The sequence below is a fragment of the Azospirillum doebereinerae genome, assembly GCF_003989665.1.
Lineage (GTDB): Bacteria > Pseudomonadota > Alphaproteobacteria > Azospirillales > Azospirillaceae > Azospirillum > Azospirillum doebereinerae.
This window is the reverse complement of sequence record NZ_RZIJ01000042.1, coordinates 17,454-32,188: the sequence shown is the minus strand read 5'-3', so window position 1 is coordinate 32,188 and position 14,735 is coordinate 17,454. Positions and strand designations below refer to the sequence as shown.

The 14,735-nt window shown below is 66.4% G+C and carries 18 protein-coding genes; 2 read left to right on the top strand and 16 right to left on the bottom strand.

Annotation, left to right across the window (positions count from 1 at the left end):
- Positions 1–81 precede the first annotated feature (81 nt).
- The gene (locus EJ913_RS29440) at positions 82–885 is read right to left on the bottom strand and encodes a DNA-methyltransferase (RefSeq protein ID WP_127004693.1); all 804 of its coding nucleotides are present in this window, start codon (positions 883–885) and stop codon (positions 82–84) included.
- Positions 886–1,023: 138 nt separating this feature from the next.
- Here EJ913_RS29440 and EJ913_RS29435 point away from each other — a divergent pair, with 138 nt between their 5' ends.
- The gene (locus tag EJ913_RS29435) at positions 1,024–1,407 is read left to right on the top strand and encodes a hypothetical protein (protein ID WP_127004691.1); all 384 of its coding nucleotides are present in this window, start codon (positions 1,024–1,026) and stop codon (positions 1,405–1,407) included.
- Positions 1,408–1,483: 76 nt separating this feature from the next.
- Here the strand turns inward: EJ913_RS29435 and EJ913_RS29430 are convergent, their stop codons facing one another.
- The 15 genes from EJ913_RS29430 to EJ913_RS31970 all read right to left on the bottom strand — a co-directional run bounded on the left by EJ913_RS29430 (position 1,484) and on the right by EJ913_RS31970 (position 13,255).
- Entirely contained in the window at positions 1,484–2,005 is a 522-nt protein-coding gene (locus EJ913_RS29430; protein ID WP_127004689.1) for a host-nuclease inhibitor Gam family protein, read from the bottom strand.
- Positions 2,006–2,007: 2 nt separating this feature from the next.
- Complete coding sequence (locus EJ913_RS29425) at positions 2,008–3,012, bottom strand: tyrosine-type recombinase/integrase (protein WP_244939546.1); 1,005 nt, start codon at positions 3,010–3,012, stop codon at positions 2,008–2,010.
- The gene (locus EJ913_RS29420) at positions 3,009–3,197 is read right to left on the bottom strand and encodes a hypothetical protein (protein WP_127004687.1); all 189 of its coding nucleotides are present in this window, start codon (positions 3,195–3,197) and stop codon (positions 3,009–3,011) included. Before EJ913_RS29420 ends, EJ913_RS29425 begins: the two co-directional genes overlap by 4 nt.
- Before the next feature lie 16 nt (positions 3,198–3,213).
- The gene (locus EJ913_RS29415; RefSeq protein WP_127004685.1) at positions 3,214–3,471 is read right to left on the bottom strand and encodes a hypothetical protein; all 258 of its coding nucleotides are present in this window, start codon (positions 3,469–3,471) and stop codon (positions 3,214–3,216) included.
- Positions 3,472–3,575: 104 nt separating this feature from the next.
- Complete coding sequence (locus EJ913_RS29410) at positions 3,576–4,376, bottom strand: hypothetical protein (protein WP_127004683.1); 801 nt, start codon at positions 4,374–4,376, stop codon at positions 3,576–3,578.
- Between the two features lie 5 nt (positions 4,377–4,381).
- Positions 4,382–4,675, bottom strand: coding sequence for a hypothetical protein (locus EJ913_RS29405; RefSeq protein ID WP_127004681.1), 294 nt, complete (start codon positions 4,673–4,675; stop codon positions 4,382–4,384).
- Between the two features lie 219 nt (positions 4,676–4,894).
- Positions 4,895–5,692 carry an endonuclease gene (locus EJ913_RS29400; RefSeq protein WP_127004679.1) on the bottom strand — a complete coding sequence of 266 codons (798 nt, stop codon included), beginning with the start codon at positions 5,690–5,692 and terminating at the stop codon, positions 4,895–4,897.
- The gene (locus EJ913_RS29395; protein ID WP_127004677.1) at positions 5,685–7,016 is read right to left on the bottom strand and encodes a DNA cytosine methyltransferase; all 1,332 of its coding nucleotides are present in this window, start codon (positions 7,014–7,016) and stop codon (positions 5,685–5,687) included. The genes EJ913_RS29400 and EJ913_RS29395 overlap by 8 nt, the downstream gene beginning before the upstream one ends.
- Positions 7,017–7,054: 38 nt before the next feature.
- Entirely contained in the window at positions 7,055–7,498 is a 444-nt protein-coding gene (locus EJ913_RS29390; RefSeq protein WP_127004675.1) for a very short patch repair endonuclease, read from the bottom strand.
- A gap of 115 nt (positions 7,499–7,613) precedes the next feature.
- A complete protein-coding gene (locus EJ913_RS29385; RefSeq protein WP_127004673.1) occupies positions 7,614–8,435 on the bottom strand; it encodes a hypothetical protein in 822 nt (273 codons plus the stop codon).
- A gap of 286 nt (positions 8,436–8,721) precedes the next feature.
- Positions 8,722–9,126, bottom strand: a complete 405-nt coding sequence (locus EJ913_RS29380; RefSeq protein ID WP_127004671.1) for a hypothetical protein — start codon at positions 9,124–9,126, stop codon at positions 8,722–8,724.
- Positions 9,123–11,714 carry a tetratricopeptide repeat protein gene (locus EJ913_RS29375; protein WP_127004670.1) on the bottom strand — a complete coding sequence of 864 codons (2,592 nt, stop codon included), beginning with the start codon at positions 11,712–11,714 and terminating at the stop codon, positions 9,123–9,125. Before EJ913_RS29375 ends, EJ913_RS29380 begins: the two co-directional genes overlap by 4 nt.
- A gap of 120 nt (positions 11,715–11,834) precedes the next feature.
- A complete protein-coding gene (locus EJ913_RS29370) occupies positions 11,835–12,491 on the bottom strand; it encodes a DUF3102 domain-containing protein (RefSeq protein ID WP_127004669.1) in 657 nt (218 codons plus the stop codon).
- Between the two features lie 3 nt (positions 12,492–12,494).
- Positions 12,495–13,115 (bottom strand): nucleotide-binding protein, encoded by a 621-nt coding sequence (locus EJ913_RS29365; protein ID WP_127004667.1) that lies wholly within the window; start codon positions 13,113–13,115, stop codon positions 12,495–12,497.
- Positions 13,112–13,255 (bottom strand): hypothetical protein, encoded by a 144-nt coding sequence (locus EJ913_RS31970; RefSeq protein WP_185910003.1) that lies wholly within the window; start codon positions 13,253–13,255, stop codon positions 13,112–13,114. The genes EJ913_RS29365 and EJ913_RS31970 overlap by 4 nt, the downstream gene beginning before the upstream one ends.
- A 102-nt stretch (positions 13,256–13,357) precedes the next feature.
- Here EJ913_RS31970 and tnpC point away from each other — a divergent pair, with 102 nt between their 5' ends.
- Positions 13,358–14,710: an IS66 family transposase gene (tnpC, locus tag EJ913_RS29360; protein WP_127004665.1), complete on the top strand. Its 1,353-nt coding sequence runs from the start codon at positions 13,358–13,360 to the stop codon at positions 14,708–14,710.
- The last annotated feature ends 25 nt before the right edge of the window (positions 14,711–14,735 follow it).

Sequence of the window (14,735 nt, the reverse complement as noted above, 5' to 3'; positions counted from 1 at the left end):
TCTACGTGATGCCGCTTTCGTCATGATAACCCCATCTTCTCAAGAAATGGGGCCTCCGACAAACCCGGCGCGGTTCAATCGTCATGCGGCGCGCTCCTCGGTCAGGTCGGCCAGCCGCTTCCATCCCACTTCGTGGAAGCGCTGGTCACGCTCCACGCCGATGAAGCGTCGGCCGGTGGACACGGCCGCGTGGCCGGTGGAACAGCTGCCGAAGAACGGGTCCAGCACCGTGCCGCCGGGCGGGCAATGCAGCTCGATCAGTTCGGCCAGCAGCCCGACCGGCTTCTCGGTCGGATGCAAGCCGAGGCGCACCGGCTTGTGCGACAGGACGGAGCCGGTGCGGTGATTGAAGCCGTCACGCCCGGTGCCCTTGCTGAACACCATGATGTTCTCGTGCTGGCGCCGGGCCTGCCGGCCCAGGCCCATCACCATCTTGTTCCAAACGATCTCGGTGGAGCGCTTCAGGTCGGCGCTCTCCACCGCGTCATAGGCGGGGCCTTCCAGGTCCATCCACCGCCGCTCCGCCGCCGCTTCCTCGACCGCGTCCATCAGGTCGTGCTTCATGCGCCAGTCGATGAAGCTCAGGACGAAGCCGCCCGGCACCAGCACCCGCTGCCACTCCAAGGCACAGCTGCGCAGCAGCTCCTTGAAACCGCGCGTGCCCAGGCAGTCGGAGCCGAACCAGCGCTCCCGCCCCCCGGCCTTGGTCGACCGCGTCATCGTCTTGTTGAAGGCGGTCTTGCCGGCTTCCCGCGTGGCGCCGCTGGAGTAGGGCACGTCGGTCAACACGAGGTCGATCGAAGCGTCGGGCACCTCCCGCATCCGCTCGATGCAGTCGCCCAGCATCAGCGTCGCGGCGCCGATCGTCACGGAGTCGGTGGACATGGGAATTCCATACTTACTGAGGGTTGATGCCGTCACAGGCCGAGGACAAAAAAGTGACAGCGGGTACGATCCGTCCGCTCGGCGGTTTTCAGGCTTCGAAAATCTCCAACCCACCCCGAACCTGGATGAGGTCACGCCGTGCCGGAAATCAAAGGGAACACCATCGTTGTCCTGGAGCAAAACGCGGTTCTGCGCCTTGGCATTGAAGCCCTTTTGGAGTCTTGGGAATGCCAAGTGATCGCCGGCGACAATCTGGAAGACATCCTCGCAAGCATGAGAGAGGATCAACTCCGCCCAACCGTGTTGCTTCTGCCGCCGACGAACGGCCAGCAAACCGGTGACGAATTGGCCCGCCGCTTCGAAGCCGAGGTCGGCGCCTCCATCCCATGGATCGGAATCACCGGAGACTGTAGTTTGCTCCAGCGCTGGAGGGCGGGAGCGTTCGGCGGGCTCCTTCTGGAAATGCCCTGCTCCCCGGACACCCTTCGAGCGGCCCTGTCCGAGGCCTTGCGGCAGGAATGATGCGGCAGACAAGCCTTTGATTTTCATCGCTTCTGAAACCGAGCTTGCGATAATGCTTATTTTCGCAAGCTCGGTTTCAGGTCGCCGACAACATCAGCGGCTTGACGAAGAAGGCATCGTCCCCGCCGCCGATCAACACGCCCTTGATGGTGATGGCCACCGCCGACTCCTTCAGCAGGGCCTGGAGGTCCGGCTCGCGCTTGATCCGGACGAAGCGCTTCAGCTTGCGGTCGGTTTCCAGCGCCTCCAGCAGGTTGATGCCCTCGGCCACCACCACCCGCTCCGCCGCCTTGCGGAACCCGGCGGTGCCGGTGGTGAAATCGAGCGACCTCTTCTTGCCGGGCAGCAGCTCGGCACGGTTGGCCTCGATCCAGCCGCGCAAGCGGTCGGTGTCGGCCTCGATCGCCGCGCGCAGCGGCGCCGCTGCCGTTTCGAAGTCCAGCTTCAGCGACGCGATCCCAACGTCCCGCGCCGTCTCCAGCCGGACGAGCTGCGCCTGTGCAGCGCCGATCCGGCCCAGCGCGGCGGTGGCCTCGTCCCGGTTGCGCACCCTCGGCGCCGCCGGCCGGCGGGCCGGGGCGGTGGCGATGTCCGGCATCGTCAATCCTCCGTGATGAGCGCCGCCATCTCCCCGGCGAAGTCGCTCCGGTTGTCGTCGTAGGTCTGCAAGACCCGCACGTCCCGGTGTCGGCTGAAGCGCTGCACCTTGCGAACGTCGCCGTTGCTGGCGTCCAGCGCAGCGGTGATGGCCGAATGCCGCAGTCCGTGCGGCCGGGTCACCAGCCCCACCTTGGCGCCGAGCTTCGCGACGAGCTCATAGACGGCGGCACCGGTCAGCCGTCCCTCTCCGGTGCCGGCTTGGTCGAGCCGGTGGAACAGCGGGCCGGCGCGGCTGCCGCGCGCAGCGACCCAGGCATCGAGCGCCGTCCTGGTCGGCGCCGGCAAGGTGACCCGCTCGCGCTGGGTCCGCCCCTTGCCGAGGATCGACAGGGCGCTCCGGCGGGCGTCGTAATGCTCCAGGTCCAGCGAGACCACCTCGCCCCGCCGCAGCGCGACATCGTGCATCAGCCGGACGATGGCGGTGTCGCGCAGGCCCTTGGCGTCGCTCCGTTCCTTGGCCTGGGCGATGATTGCCTTGACGCCGTCCCGCCCCGGCCCCCGCGTGTCGCGGTAGGCGGCGGCGTCGATGTTCTCGACCTCCAGCGACCAAACGACCAAGCCCAGCGTGTTGCCGAGCTTCACGACGGACCGCAGGGCGGCCAGCCGGCGGTTGATCGTCGCCGGCTGAAGCCGACGGGCGGTCAGGTCGTTGCGGTAGCCCAGCGCCAGGGCGTTGGCCGGACCGTGGTCGATCGCCAGCAGCAGCCGGACCGCCCGCTCGGCGCTGTCGCCGAAGCTCTCGAACCCCTTCTGCCGGGCGACGAAGGCCCGAAAATCTTCGTGGTCTTGCCGGTAGGCCCGGACGGTGTTGGCGCCGCGTCCAGCGTAGAACGCATCGAGGAGGTGTTCCTGGATGCGGTCCAGCAGCAGCACCGCCGCGTGGCGGGCGTCGGCGAGGTCCTGCGCGCCGGTCGTGGCGGTGTCCGGCAGAGCCGGAAGGTTCACCCCTCCAGCGCGTCGCGCAGCTCCGCGACGGTCATGTCCTCCGGCAGCTCGCGCAACGTCGCCGCAACCTTCTGCCGAAACCGTTCGACCTCGGCCGAGGACGGGTAGGCCGCCGCCGGTCGGCTGGCGTCGCCATGCGTGATTCCTGCCCCGGCGGCCAAGGCTTCGCCGATCAAGCCGTCCATGTCCTCGGTCTCCGTATCAAAGTCGGCGCGCGACGCACCGTGCGTCGGCTATCCGCCCACAAGCGTGATCGCGCAGCGCGTCGAACAGGGCCGGGCTTTCCTCGACCAGCGCGATCAGCGTCGGCACCGGGATCCAGCCCTGTCCGGTCCGGACCTCGACCGCCTCGATGTCGGCCTGGAAGCGTCCGCCCTGGTAGGTGATGCGCGTGTCGAACTCCAGATCGACCGGGCCGAGCTGAAGGCACAGGACGGCCTCGAAGACGTGCCGAACCATGCCAACCCCCAGACAGCAAAAAGCCCACCCCGGCTCATCACCGGGGCGGGCTTTCGTTCGCGCGCAATGCGTCCCGCTCACCCTGTCAAGAGATTGATCCCATGTCAAGGACTATCATCCCATGGACGGGCCGGTGCGGTAAACCCGGTGAGGCGGTGATCCCGCAGCGCCTTGCCGCACAGCCGCTCGTGCAGGGCCTCCATGGCGCCGTGCCAGAACCGATAGTCCTCGTTGGCCTCGGCGATCTCCTCGGCGCTGTGCTTCGGCTCCAGCGGGCACCACTCCGCCAACACCTGCCGGGTGCCGTCGCCCAGGACGCGGAACTGGAAACCGCGTTCCTCTTCGACGATCCGGCGTCGGCCCAGGCGATCGAACAGCGAGACGCCGCGAGCGAAATAGCGCTGGGCGATCTCCGACTGCTTGGGCGAGGCCTCCCACCCCACATCGGCGACGACATGGCGGTACCGGCCCGGCTTGTGCCCCGGCCGCATCTTGGCGACCAGCGGCGCCCCCAGCGGCAGCCAGACCGGCCGGTCGGTGTGGCGGGCGTGGTCCTGGATGACCCGGCGCTCGCTGGCGGGCAGCCACTCCAGAGCCTCGGCGACCAGCTCGGCGTCGGGATGGACGCGCGGCGGGATTCCCCGGATCGCTCCGCCCCCGTCGATGTCGGCGCCAACCTCGAAGCGGTTGGCGATGGTGGCGCAGCCGTCGGCGCTGATGCCGGTGCGGTAAACCCCCGCGCCGGCCGGCAGCCCGTGCAGCAGGCCGTAATGGGCGATGGCCTCGGCCGGGTGGAGCGCGGCGCCGGTGCGGTCGGCCTGCTGGTCGCGGATCGCCCAGACCAGCAGGGCCTCCAGGTCGAGGGCGAGGCGGTGGTCGGCGGGCTGAGCAAGCGCAACGGCCATGACAGTCAGGCCGCGACGGCGAACGGCGCCAACGGCTCACTCAGCGCCGGTCCGTGGAGACGCAGGACGCCAGCTACCAACGTGTCCACCGCCTCCATGCTGATGAGGCCCGGATCGATCCGGGCGGTGTCGCGTAGATAGAGGGCCTTGGCGTAGAGATCGGACCCATCGGCGATTTCCCCGCGCGCCAGCAGGCTTTCCTGCTTGCTTCGCAGGTCGTCCACCGCCTCCGCGTCCGCGTGTGGCGCCAGCCCCTGATAAGCCAGCAGGATCGGCATGAGGGGCGCGGCAGTGGACATGGATCAACCTCCGAAGACGGCCCGGCACGGAGAAGAAGGCCAGAATCTAGGATTGTTTACCCAAAAAATTACCAATTCCTTGCCGATTGTTGCGGGTTCGCAGATTTTTTCAGTTTTCTCCACACTGTCGTTCGGAAATGCGCCGACCTTCACGTCGCATCGCCTCGTTCATCGAGCTTGCGGACGGACTCAAAGCGCCTCCCGTTGCTCTCGGGTGCATCAACTCCGATAACTACGTATCGCATCTCGGTCGAGTTCGGAGGCTGGCACCAGCTTGTAATGACGCTCCTCCACAACCTTCACCTCATCGTCCTGCAAGGTCAGTTCGAACAAGGCCACGATCCCATCTTCCATGAATTGTGCAGAAATAGCTCTGCACCGCATTCCAGGAAATTTCTGTTCCACGAAGCGGATGTCCTGCGTCGTCTGGACGACGCCGATTTGATCCGTCCCGCCTTTCGCTTGGACAGGAATGACGTAATGGCATCCATGCTTGTCGAGACCGACGTACAGTTCGTCGATCTCGATCTGCCCGATCCCTTTCACCGTCGTTCGCAGGTGGTTCTGCAAGCTGTAGGTCGTGAGGCCGAGAAAGGTGTCGATCAGCCGGTTGTAACGGACAATGGCGAGCAGGGCCTGTTCGTCGTCGAGTGCGTAGGCCCGGATCAGTTCCGGCGTCGCGTCCGGGATCGAGATGCGCGCCAGATCCTCGCGCGGCAGGATGCGCGTCTTCTTGACCAGGCGAAAACGGTAGCGCGACCGTCCCGCGCCCTCGATGATCCACTCGAGTTCGTCCGGTTGAGTGTCGATAATTCTGTCGGGAAAGCCGATCCGATAGCGCAGCGCGTACATCACGTCGCCTTGGTTTTTCGGAAGCTTGATATCCAGCTTTGCCGCAACGGTCTCGAACTCGGTCCTTTCGAACTCGAACTCCGTGCTTCCTTCCTCCCAATGATTGAAGAAAATCGACTCGATCAAGAGCTTGTAGCGGTTCGGCCGCTCCGCTTTCTTAGCCATTTGCAACCTTCGACCGGATTTGTTCGGCCTCGATTTCGTGTTGCTTCCGCTTCTTCGCTCCGCTCTTGCGGTCCCGTCGGCCGTTCGGTCGCGCGACAGCGAAATAATCCGCGGCGTCCGACATATCCATATAAAGCAGGGCCGGGTCGCCCAACCGGATCGCCTTCTCGGGCCGCGTCGGCGCGCCCCCCAAGGCCGCCGTTATCGCTTGGCCGATGGCCCGAGCGAGAGGCGCCGGAACGGCGTTCCCCACTTGGCGGGCGCCGTGCCATTTGGTGGCCTGAAGTCGGAACCAGTCCGGAAAGCCGTGCAGGCGTGCCATCTCGCGGACGGTGATGCAGCGCTCCAGCGCGTAATGGATGGGCCGCGGGCTGGTGAACGCCCCGCGCGCACCGTCGGTGCCGGCCCGCAACGTGTTGCACAGCCCTCCCGGAGCCAACTTGAAAAAGCGGCTGATGGGTTCGACCGAGCCGGGTTCGGTTTCGCCGAACCGCCGGCGCGAAATGCCGGTGTGGACGGTGCGAGCGCTGGATGTGAGAAGGCTCGGATCCCACTCCCTGGCATACCCTCGATGCCAAGCCTCATTCGTCAGGCAGCGCAGTTCGGCCGCATAGGCGGACGGCTTCCCGAAGCCGCCCGCTCGCACGCTGTCGCTTTCGACGAGATCGGCGAAGCTGTCCGCGTCGGGCAGGTCGCCGATCGCCTCCGCACAGTTCGGCCCGCTCGGCAGCCCCGGCACAGGCTTGCGTGCATCGGCGGGGTTGACGGTAGGCAGCGGGTAATCGGGGATCGCCAAGCCTTTCTTCGCGCCCATCAGAATCAGACGCTGGCGACGCTGCGGTGTGCCGTAGCTGGCCGCGTCCAGCACCTTCCAGGGGAGCCGCACCGCATACCCCGCCTTGTCGAAGGCCTGGACCAACTCCTCCAGAAAAGCTTTGTGCTTCCCGACCGTAAGGCCCTTCACGTTCTCGAAAACGAAGGTCTTTGCCTCCAATTCGGCAACGAGCCGAACGAACTCCAGCACCAAGCCGTTCCGAGGGTCTTCGAGGGCCCGCTGGCCCATGAGCGAAAACCCCTGGCACGGCGGCCCGCCGAACACGCAATCGACAGAGCGGTTGCCGATGCCCGCGGCCAGCCGGATTTCCGCGGCAGTCAGGCCAACGACCGACCGCGGGATGACGGCGGTTTCGGGAAAGTTGAACTTGTGGACGGCGCAATGGATCGGGTCGACCTCGACCGCGGCCACCACGTCGAAGCCTGCCTGTTCGAATCCGAGCGACAAGCCGCCGGCCCCTGCGAACAAGTCGATACCGATGGGTCTCACGCGCATAGCTCTCTAAACCGGGTGCAACACGCTGCACGTTAGCCGGTTTCGGGGGCCTTGTCGATCGGGTTTTTGCCATCCTCAAGAACGGGCAGCAGGGCGGCAGCAAGTGTCGCCTCGTCTTTGATTTCGCACTGCCAGATCGTAAGAACCTTCCAACCGAGCGCTTCCAGCTCTGCCGCTTTGGACGCATCTCGCTGGCGATTCGCCTCCAGCTTCGGCCCCCAATACTCCAACCGCGATTTCGGAGCGCGGCCTTTCTCGCACCCGTGGCTGTGCCAGAAACACCCATGAACGAAGATCGCCAGCCGGCGGCCGGAAAGTACGATGTCCGGGCGGCCGGGCAGATCCTTGCGATGGAGACGGTAGCGGTAGCCACGCGCGTGCAACCATCGCCGGACAACCCATTCCGGGCCGGTGTCTTTGGTCTTGACCGCCTGCATGATACGGCGGCGTTGCTCGGGCGTGCGGGTGTCGGTCATGGAAGGGAATATAGAGCGTTCGTGCGCCGCCCCAGGGCGGGGCGGCCGGACCTTGCAGAAAAAGCGGCGACGGCCTTCGGTCCGTCGCCTTTGCCCCGGATCGTCGGGGACGTCCTCATAATCGGTCGCTTCGGCCGGGGGCTCCGGATCGGTCGGCGATGGCGTGGCGGATGACGAGGGCCTCACGTTCCAGGATCTCGGCGACCACCTCAAGGGGGGAGTGAATGGCCTGGACGGCGGCTTTCAGTCCCTTGAGTGCCTCGCTGTGGGCCTTGATGGCGTGCATCAGGTGGAAGCCCTCCTCGCGCAGTTCGGGCGGCAGGGCGCGGAGGTGGGCAACGGCGAGATCGACGCTCTGCGCGTGGGTTCGGCGGGGCGGCGGTGGCGGAGGCAGAACGGCGGATCCAGCGGGGCCGACGGTGACTTGGTCAACGTCGATCGGCTCGCCCCGGCGCAGCCGGTCGAGCGCCCGCGCGATCAAGGCCGAGCGCGCCCGCCGTTCCTCCTCCTGGCCGATCCGGCGGGCGCGGCGGTCGATGGCGTCGAGGTCGGCGTGAGTCAGCACCGATGACGGGGCGGGAGGAGCGGCTCCGCTGGTCACGGCGTCGAACAGTTCGACCATCTGGATCGTCACCAGGGCCGCGCGTTCGGTGTCCGATTTCGCCGTGATGTAGAGCGCCTGCTTTTTGGTGAGGTAGAAGCTCTTGGATGGACGGCCTCGACCGATTTTCCGATCAGCGTCGGAAATTACCTCAGCAAATGTCTGGAGCGCGTCCATGTGCCGCTCGATCAATCGGCGAATAGCATGACGATCCGCCATTCCCAATGCTTCGGCAAGTCGAAGATCACGGATGCGGGGTTCGTGATTGATCGTGGTGTCGATGTCGGTCGGTGATAACGCGGGCAAGACCTGCCCGTTGTCGCCCATGCTGTCCATGGCGATAGCCCCCTTGTCGGCATTGCCGGCGGAGGACCACTTCTTAAGGCAGCCCTGGCGCCGGGGGCTAAGAACCTGACAAGGACAGGCCGGAATATTTCCCTTGCGGGTATTGTATTATCCGACCCCCGGCAAAGGGGCATGCTCCGGACAGAATCCGGGCATGAAAATAGCCGCATCGCGAAAAACGCGCGGGCGGCCTGCCGCCTTGATGGAGGTTCTTAAGCTCCGGCCCGAAACATCGCTCCGCCGGGGCGGAGCGTCAAGGGGGATGGCCCCACAACCGTTAGCGGGTGATGGTGATGGTGCTCCCGCTGCCCACCACTTGGCCGACGTTGTTGTTGTCGCCCTTCACGGTCTGGCTCACCCCATGAATGCCCGGCGCCGCCTCGGCCAGCAGCTTGCGCAGCTCATCGAGCAGAGCAGGGTTTTCCTCCAGGAAGTCAGCCAGTTGGAACTTGAACGCCCCCTGCCGATTTTGGTTCTCGGGCTTCTCCTCCAGCGCCGCCAGCGTCCCGGTCGCCGTGCCGGTCAGCTTGTCGCGCAACCAGCCCAACACCTTGAACCCCTGCGACGCCGCCTCCTTCCCCGCCGCCTTGGCCACCTCCTTCCCGGCCTCGGTCAGATAAGGCGAAAGAACCGAAACAGTCGCCGCGGCGACCTCGGCGGCGGTGACAAGCGCGGTGCTCATGCCTCTGGCTCCCCGGATTTGTTTCGAAGGCGTTGGAAGGCTTCCAGGATCGGGATCGGTATGAGTAGGTTTTTATCAGACCCCCGCTCCAGCCGCTCGCACCGCTGGATGTACTGCCGGGCAATTGCTCTCATCAAATCGGCAAAGGCTGGCGGAAATTGAAGAAATGGGGCTGAAAGCGTGGCAATCGCCTCCCGATCTGCCTCAAGCGCGGCGGCACCATCCCCCAAGCCATCCCAACAATTCGCCAACACAGCCAAGGATCGGGCGAGGTCGGGGGTGGAGGCGTCGGGACGCTGTTTGGCCAGCTGGCGGTAATGATCCACAGCCTCGGTCGCAGCGGCCAGCGCATCCTCACGACGGCCCAACTGGCTCAAGCGGTTCGCCAGATTGTTCAGGCTCATGGCGAAATTGGGGGTAAAGGCGTCGGGACGCTGTTTGGCCAGCTGGCGGTAATGGTCCGCAGCATCGGTCGCAGCAGCCAGCGCATCCTCACGACGGCCCAACTCGCTCAGAAAACCCGCCAGATTGTTCAGGCTCATGGCGAGATCGGGGGTGAAAGCGTCGGGATGCCGTTTGGCCAGCTGGCGGTAATGGTCCGCAGCATCGGTCGCAGCGGCCAGCGCATCCTCATGACGGCCCAACTCGCTCAAGCAGTTCGCAAGAGTGTTCAGACTCAGGGCGAGATCGGGAGTGAAGGCATCGGGATGCTGTTCGGTCAGCTGGCGACAATGGTCCGCAGCCTCGGTCGCAACGGCCAGCGCATCCTCACGACGTCCCAACTCGCTCAGGAAATTCGCCAGATTGTTCAGGCTCATGGCGAAATTGGGAGTGAAGGCGTCGGGATGCCGTTTGGCCAGCTGGCGGTAATGGCCCGTAGCCTCGGTCGCAGCGGCCAGCGCATCCTCACAACGGCCCAACTCGCTCAAGCGGTTCGCAAGAGTGTTCAGACTCCTTGCGAGATCGGGGGTGAAGGCGTCGGGATACTGTTTGGCCAGCTGGCGGCGCAAGGTGACTGCCTCGGTCGCAGCGGCAAGCGCTTTCTCACGACGGCCCAAAGCGCTCAGGAAACTCGCCAGATTGTTCAGGCCGGCTGCAAGTCTTACGACCTTCTTAGGATTATCATTGATGTCCAGTCGCCAAAGATCAACCAGCCGTTCGTTGGCAACACACGCGCATTCCCGCAGTGCCACAGTCTGTTTCGGGATTGCATCCGCTATGGCCATGAGAACATCGTCCGACTCCGCGCGCCCGATCAGATGATCCAGCCATTTCAGACTGTCATGCTTCGGATCATGACCGGCATGGTCCATGGCGGTTCGGATGATGGTCTGGGCTACTGCAACACCGGCCCGTCTCCACGCCCGTTCAACGATCTCGACCGTTTCCTCAAACAAGGCGCCGTTCCGCCGCAGAACACTCAGGACAAAGGCGCCACCGATCAGATCGGGGCGGATCGCGTCCACCCCGCCAGCCGCGCCAGGCACCCCGTCAGCCAGCCAAACGACAGCTCTCTTGGGCGAGACGCTGGACCAAGCTGGATCGGTGATCTGCTCCTCGCCGATCAACCGAAGCGCCCATGTCCGGTCGCATCCGCCCTGAAGGGTGACGCAGGCCGCCAGATGGCTGAACAGCGCCTCGGGGGCACCATGCGCCTTCGCGATCCTCTCCAGCCGCGCCACCTCCTTCGCGGCGATGTTGCCGGCCAACTCCGTCCGCGACCGAGACAGGGCAGTGCTGACACCCACATCCAACGCCACGATGGCCGCCATCATGAGATACAGCGGTTCATTGTCGAGACTGTCCGCCGACAGGTCGCGGTCGAACACCGGGTCGGCCCCAGCCGCCGGCGGGTGTGGCGCCGGGGAGACCTCCTCCAGACGCGCCGCCTGCTCCATGATCTCGGCCATCAAGCTGCGGCGGTCTTCCACATCCGCAAGCGTTGGTAGGGCGAACGGCTCCACCCCTTCCAGAAAATAGTCGCCTCGGCGGCCGGACAGACTGCCTTGCTGCGCCAGATCGGCCCACCAACCGAAGCCGCGGTCGGCGTGACGTTCCAGCAGAAGGATGCGCAGGGGATGCTTCTTCGCGTCAGGGTCCGGGCGGAGGGCCAGTTCGTCCAACCAATTCCGCAGAATGGCCGTATTCGCTGCGGCATAGTCGATGACCAGCAGGGTCGGACCTTTCCACAGCCAAGTTGATAGGTTCTGTTCGTTATAAAAGGTGATCAGTCTATCGGAAGTGATGAAGCCAGCGATCCAGCCAGCGGCCTCGGCCCGTTCGCACAGCTCGATGCCGAACCGCGTCTTGCCCGCCCCGCCCCGCCCGATCACGCAATCCACCGCGATCGGTGCGGGAGAGGTCAGCCACTGACCGAACCGTTCCAGGGCATCATCCCTCCCGACCAGCTTGGTAGTCCGGAAATCGGCAAACAGCAGTTCGCGGTTCGACCTGGGCACGGTCCCTTTCCGCTTGTGCGCTTGGTAAACGGTAAGGGACGCGCGGCCCAGCGTGATCGTTACGGTGTTGTTGTTTCCATCCACGGAAACGAGAACGTTGTCATGACCGTTGGCAGTCTGCTCTGACACGGGCGACCTCTCCGATTTTTCTCAATCTTATGGAGAGAACTGGAGATCGTCACGCACTGAACGAACGGTAGACGGCGACAAAAACACGCGATCGGGCTTTTCTTGGCGACAGGGTCGCCGCTACCCCCGCAGCCCCGCGTTATGCAACTCCACCACATGCCGAACCACGTCCGCCGCTGCCGGGTCGGGCGCGACCATCACCAGCAGGTAGCGGCGCACGCCGTCCAGCTCGACGGTGATGGCGCCCGGATCGGCCGGGTCCGTGCTCCAGGGGCGCGAAAGCGCCGCCGCGAAGCGTGACTCGCGCGGCGGCGCCGGGGGCAGAGTGGCCTCTCTCACCGGCCGGGCCGGCGCGACCGTCGGCACCTTCAACCCCTCCACCTGGGCGCGGGTCACGGAGGGGTGGATGGTGCCGTCGTCCAGGGCTTGCTGGCGGGTGGCGTCGGGGAGGGTCGCGATGGCGTAGAGGGTGCTCATCGCCTCGGGGAGGCGGTCCAGCGGCACCTGGCCGCCGTCCACGAAGGCGGCGATCTCGCGCAGCTTGCGGGCGGTCGAGGCGCTGAAGGGCAAGTCGGCCTCCACCATCGCCTCGTACTCGCCGTGGGGCAGAGCGGCCTTGGCTTCGGTCAGGCGGCGGCCGACGGCGACGGTGGCCTCCAGCGCGTTGGTCCATTCGCGGCGGATGTCGGCGGCGAACTCGGCGCGGGTGGTCAGCGGGCGGGGACGGGCCAGCATGGACAGGCGGGCGTCGCCCAGGGCGCGGCGGGTCGGGGGCATGGGTCAGGTCTCCAGCGCGGCGGACAGGTGGAGCCACAGGTCGCGGAACAGAGGGCCGGTGCGGGTGCCGGGGATCTCGGCGGTGCCCAGACCGGCGATGAAGCTGCGCGGCACCTCCTGGAGCCGTGGGATCTCCACCGGCGCCACGGCGCCCATGGCGGCGACGAGGGCGCGGGCGTCGGCGGTTTCGCGCAGGCGCGGGTCGACCTGGCTCAGCAGCAGGCGCAGCGGCCGGCGCCGGGCGCGCAGGTAGGGCAGCATGGCCTGCGTGCTGACCAGATCCTCCGGGCCGGGGCGAACCGGGACCAGCACGAGATCGGCGGAGTCGAACAGCAGGGCGATGGACTCGGGGAAGGCCTCCAGCGCGGTGGGGGTGTCGATCACCAGCAGGTCGAGGCCCTGGGGAGTCGGCCGCTCCGTCACCGCGCCCAGCACGCGGTGTTCGTGGGCGATGGGGACGGCGTCGGCCGGGCGCAGGCCGTGCCAGTGGGTCAGCGAGCCTTGCGGGTCGGTGTCGAGCGTGCCCACCCGCCGGCCGGCGACGGCGGCGGCGACCGCCAGATTGCGGACGGTGGCGGTCTTGGGACCGCCGCCCTTCCCCTGGACCACCAGGATCGTCCTCATGGGCGGCCCCCCTGCCCCGCCGCTTCGGCGAGGGAGCGGCGGATGGCGATGGCCTCGCGTTCCAGGATTTCGGCGACGGTGTCGAGGGGGGAGTGGATGGCCTGGGCGGCGACCTTGAGTTCCTTCAGGTGATTGCTCACGGGGCTGGCTGAGCGCACGCTGCTGGCCGGGCCACCCGCGCATTGGGGGTGGCTGGCAATCGGGTTGTTGCGCGGCGACTCGGGATATGAGTCAACATCTCCATGACGGTTCCGCCGCGCTATCGCCTGAGTGACGCCGAGAAGGACGCCCTGCTGCTCGAGCAGGCGGCGTTGATCGAACGCTTGGCGGCGCGGGTGGCCGAACTGGAAGCCTTGATCGGCAAGCCGAAGAAGACCTCGGCGAACTCGCATATCCCGCCGTCCCAGGATGGCCCCGGGGGCAAGGCCCGCAAGGCGAAGCGGGGGCGCAAACCACGGCCATCGCGCCCCGGTGTCGCGCGGCCGCTGGCGCCTGATCCCGATCGCACCGAGCGCTGCCTGGCTGATAGCTGTCCGCATTGCCAAGCGGCATTGGCGCCGGCGGCACAGCGCTGTCGACACCGCTACGATCACATCGACCTGCCGGAGGTTCGCCCGGTGGTGACGCGGGTGGAGCTGTTCGGCGGTCGCTGTGGGCAGTGCGGTCGGCGCTACCGGGCCGAGCCGCCCGCCGCCATGCCGCCGGGAACGCCGTTCGGTCCGGGGATCCGCTCGCTGCTGGCCTACCTGCATCACAGCCATCATGTCGGCTTCGAGCGGCTGTCACGCCTGCTGAAGGAGGTGTTCGGGCTGACCATCTCCGAAGGCGCCATCGCCAATGCCTTCCGCCGCATGGGCTCTGCGTTCGACACCGCCTGCGCGGCGATCAAAGCCAAGCTCCTGACGGCCCCCGTCATCGCCTCGGACGAGACGACGACACGGGTCAACGGCGTGACCCATTGGCAGTGGGTGTTCCAGTCCGACGATGCTGTGCTGCACACCATCGCGCCGAGCCGGGGACGGGCGGTCGCCGCCGCAGTCTTGGGCGACCACCAGCCCGAGGTCTGGATCTCCGACCGCTACGCCGGCCAGCAGGAACTTGGGCGGGTCCACCAAGTGTGTTTGGCGCACGTCTTGAGGGACGTGCAATACGCCATCGACTGCGGCGACAGCGTGGTGGCGCCGAAGATCCGCGATCACCTGCGTTGGGCGATCCGCGTCGGCAAGCGAAGACCGGGCCTGAGGGACAGCACGCTGGCTGCCTACGCCGCCAAGGCCGAGCGCCGCCTCGATGCCCTGCTTGGGGTGCCCGCCGCCCATCCGGCCGGACGCGAGTTGCAGCGCCAGGTCAAGGCGTGGCGCGGCAAGTTCTTCGTCTTCCTCAGCGACCGCCGCGTGCCGCCCACCAACAACGGCAGTGAGCAGGAAATCCGCCCGTCCGTGATCTTCCGCAAGGTCACCAACGGCTTCCGCTCCGACTGGGGGCCGGGTATTCACGCCAGCTATCGCTCCGTCACCGGAACCGCGCGCCGCCAAGGCCAGTCCGCCTGGACCGCCATCCGCCACCTGATCGACGGCACTTTCGTCGTCGCTTAACGGCTCAGCTGCCGCCACCCGGGTG